This is a genomic window from Okeania sp. SIO2B9, from assembly GCF_010672505.1.
GTDB classification, from domain to species: Bacteria; Cyanobacteriota; Cyanobacteriia; order Cyanobacteriales; family Microcoleaceae; genus Okeania; species Okeania hirsuta.
This window is the reverse complement of record NZ_JAAHGK010000792.1, coordinates 1-3,684: the sequence shown is the minus strand read 5'-3', so window position 1 is coordinate 3,684 and position 3,684 is coordinate 1. Positions and strand designations below refer to the sequence as shown.

The 3,684-nt window shown below is 40.2% G+C and carries 2 protein-coding genes and 2 pseudogenes; 3 read left to right on the top strand and 1 reads right to left on the bottom strand.

What is annotated here, in order from left to right; genetic code table 11:
• Window positions 1–211, bottom strand: a pseudogene (locus tag F6K13_RS23485) (hypothetical protein); the annotation flags it as partial.
• A gap of 107 nt (window positions 212–318) precedes the next feature.
• Between F6K13_RS23485 and F6K13_RS23480 the strand changes: the two are divergent.
• The 3 genes and pseudogenes from F6K13_RS23480 to F6K13_RS23470 all read left to right on the top strand — a co-directional run.
• Window positions 319–1,518, top strand: coding sequence for a peptidase U32 family protein (locus F6K13_RS23480; protein WP_124146241.1), 1,200 nt, complete (start codon window positions 319–321; stop codon window positions 1,516–1,518).
• Window positions 1,519–1,812: 294 nt separating this feature from the next.
• The gene (crtD, locus tag F6K13_RS23475; RefSeq protein ID WP_124146242.1) at window positions 1,813–3,354 is read left to right on the top strand and encodes a C-3',4' desaturase CrtD; all 1,542 of its coding nucleotides are present in this window, start codon (window positions 1,813–1,815) and stop codon (window positions 3,352–3,354) included.
• Between the two features lie 170 nt (window positions 3,355–3,524).
• Window positions 3,525–3,617: pseudogene (locus tag F6K13_RS23470) on the top strand (DUF4277 domain-containing protein); the annotation flags it as partial.
• Window positions 3,618–3,684 lie beyond the last annotated feature (67 nt).

Sequence of the window (3,684 nt, the reverse complement as noted above, 5' to 3'; positions counted from 1 at the left end):
TAGGAAAATTACATGGGGATTCGCTCCCCCAAGTAATTTTCCTCCTGTCTCCTGTCTCCTGTCTCCTGTCTCCTTCTTCAAGGTAGATGACCATTATCCAGCGAAATTGAACTGTATTATCTGCTATTGGTTGGCAGTCACTATCGGGATCAAAAATTTCTTGATGGGTTTTGGTTTCGAGCTGTTTCACTATCGTTTTTTGTTCGTTCAAAATTTCCGCAAAACCTCTATATTTTAATTATAGCGTTGATTCTGATTCTTCAAACCATAGTTGAGCGATCAAGCTAAAATATTTAAGTTAATCACTATATATATAATATGTGGAAACCAGAATTGTTAGCTCCTGCTAAAAATCTCGAACGTCTAAAAGTTGCTGTTACCTATGGCGCGGATGCTGTTTATGTGGGAGGGCAAAAATACGGTTTACGGGCGCGAGCAGATAATTTTTCTGACTATGACTTAGAATACGGAGTAAATTTTGCCCACCAAAATAATGCTAAAGTTTATCTGACTCTGAACGCTTTTCTCCACGATGATGACTTTGAGGGATTAGCCGAATATTGTCAATTTCTGGAATCTATTGGTGTAGATGGTGTGATTGTTTCTGACTTGGGGGTTTTGCGAGTAGTGAAAAATAGTTCTAATCTTGACATTCATCTCTCGACTCAAGCATCTTGTCTTAATTCTTATGCAGGGCAAATGTGGAAAGAATTTGCTGTGAAGCGTTTAATTGTGGGGCGAGAAGTCAGTGTTGCAGAGGGTGGGTTGATTCGTAGACAAACTGGTATTGATGTGGAGATGTTTATTCACGGTGCTATGTGTATGGCTTTTTCTGGTAATTGTACAATCTCCAATTTTACTGCAGGTCGAGATTCTAATCGTGGTGGATGTATTCAGTCATGTCGTTTTCCCTATCAGTTGGAGGCAAAAACAGACGATCGCCCGGTTACTTTTATGTCTTCTAAAGATTTATGGGGTATTCATCAAGTAGGAGCGTTTTTTGAGCATCAAATCTGTTCTCTGAAAATAGAGGGGCGAATGAAATCATCGTTTTATGTAGCGATGACTTGTAGATCTTATCGTCAAGCGATCGATGCTTATGCAGAAGGGAGGTTGACTCCAGAGTTAGTGAATCAGATTAGTGGTGAATTAGAATCTGTGCCTCACCGTGACTATTCTTCTGCTTCATTGGAAATTCCTGCAGGAAATGATTCTGTATATAAGCAGTTGGAAAGTAGTAGGGGTACTCACGAATATCTTGGTATTGTGATGGAGACAACACCAGAAAATATAGTTTTGCAACTGGTTGAGTCTGTGGAAGTGGGTGATGAAATTGAGATTATTCCTATGTATGGAGAGATAGTGCGTTGGAGAGTTAGTCAGCTTATTTCTGTGGTAGGCGATCGCCTGGAGAAAATGCGTGCTGGTAATGTTGTTTGTATTCCTAGAACTGCAGCACCAGATATCTTGAATAACGTAACAAAATTAAATATAGTTAGAGTCCCACCAGTAAATTGATGATTTGACAAAATTATATAGCAGGCAGGGAACAGGGAACAGGGAACAGTGAGAAAAATATTTCCCTTTATTCGGATCGTCATCATATCATGTCCGCTTGAATACGGAGTTGCACATTTTTGTCTACACTTGAACTAGCAATACTTTGAAAGAGGTATAAATAACAATTAACATAAAAATCATGCCTAATTTTTTATAGACATTTTCTCCTTGTTCTGTTCTGGCCTTGCCCAAAAAGCCGATCAAATGATAGATTATATTAATATTTAATTAAGAAATATTAAGATAAATTCTATGTTCTCTAAAAATACTATACAAAAATCAAAAATTGTGGTATGTGGTGCAGGTGTTGGTGGCCTAACAACAGGAGCATTACTGGCCCATAGAGGCTATCAAGTCCACATATTCGACCAAGCGATCGTTCCTGGTGGTTGCGCTTCTACTTTTAAACGACGCGGTTTCACTTTTGATGTTGGTGCTACTCAAGTAGCAGGTTTAGAAACTGGTGGTATTCATCACCGGATTTTCTCTGAGTTGGAGATTGACATTCCGAAGGCCACCAACTGCGACCCTGCCTGTGCCGTATTTCTACCAGGAGAAACTCAACCTATTAATGTTTGGCGCGACCAAAAAAAATGGCAACAAGAGAGACTTTCTCAGTTTCCCGGTAGCGAACCATTTTGGCAACTAATGACAAAATTATTTAAGGCAAGTTGGAAGTTTCAAGGGCGAGACCCAGTTTTACCACCGCGCAATATCTGGGATATGTGGCAGTTAGCAAAAGCAGTACGCCTGGATACTTTGATTACAGTGCCATTTACTTTGATGACGGTAGCAGATGCGTTACGGTTGTATGGCTTAAATGATAATTTGCGGTTGAAAACATTTCTGGATTTACAACTGAAACTTTACTCTCAAGTAGGTACAGAGGAAACAGCTCTACTTTATGCTGCTACCGCTTTAGCTGTTTCCCAAGCTCCCCAAGGTTTGTATCATCTTGAGGGAAGTATGCAGGTGTTAAGCGATCGCCTGGTTACAGCTTTAGAAAGAGACGGAGGACAACTCTTGATGGGTCATACTGTGGAACAGATATATATAGATAAGGGTAAAGCTACTGGTGTCAGAGTCAAAAATCAAAAAACTGGAGAAACTTGGGTAGAAACTGCCGACCATATTGTGGCTAATGTCACCGTGCAAAACTTAGTAAAGTTAGTGAAAGATGAAAATCAGACCTCTCACCCAATACCCGGTTACAAACGCCGAGTGAATAAACTCCCCTCACCATCGGGTGCATTTGTGGTTTATTTGGGAGTCGATGAAAGTGCTATTCCACCAAACTGTCCGCCTCATTTGCAGTTTTTCTACAATTATGACGGTCCCATTGGAGAAAATAATTCTTTGTTTGTATCAGTGAGTCATCCGGGAGACGGTCGCGCTCCCACAGGTAAAGCAACAATTACAGCTTCAAGTTTTACCGATACTCAAATTTGGAGACATTGCAAAGATTATCAGGGGTTGAAGCAGCAATATGCAGAGGAGGCGATCGCTCGTTTGAGTGAATATTTTTATTTAAAACCAGAAACAATAGTTCATCAAGAAGCGGCTACACCTCGTACTTTTGTTAAATTTACGGCACGAGATGAAGGTGTTGTCGGTGGTGTCGGTCAGCGTCTTTCAACTTTCGGACCTTTTGGATTTGCCAATCGTACTCCCATTCAGGATTTATGGTTGGTAGGAGATTCAACTCATCCAGGAGAGGGTACGGCAGGAGTGTCTTATTCAGCGTTGACTGTGGTGCGACAGATTGAAACTGAGAGTAATATTATGTCTGGTTGAATACTTATACAAGGAAGGCAGAGGGCAGAAGTCTGAAGGGAAAGAAAAGTTCAAATAGTACTGAAGAAATACTGAAATTATCTTTACTTTTGTTCCTTCTTTCTTTCTTCCCTGCTGAGTTCTGACTCCTGAGTTCTGACTCCTCGCTAAGTTATTTACTATTTAAAAAAGTGTCTTTAATTGAAGAAATAACAGTTCAAAATATCGACCACTTAGGAATAGTAGCAGGACTAATTGATGAGATAGGAATTGTGGAAATAATTAGGGTTTGCTGAAAAAGTCTTATGGGTGAGGGTAGGAGTCAGGAGTCAGAACTCAGCAGGGAAGAAA

What these genes read in the sequence shown, in the direction of transcription:
- crtD (WP_124146242.1), top strand. Translation starts at nt 1,813, where the DNA reads ATGTTCTCTAAAAATACTATACAAAAATCAAAAATTGTGGTATGTGGT.
- F6K13_RS23480 (WP_124146241.1), top strand. Translation starts at nt 319, where the DNA reads ATGTGGAAACCAGAATTGTTAGCTCCTGCTAAAAATCTCGAACGTCTA.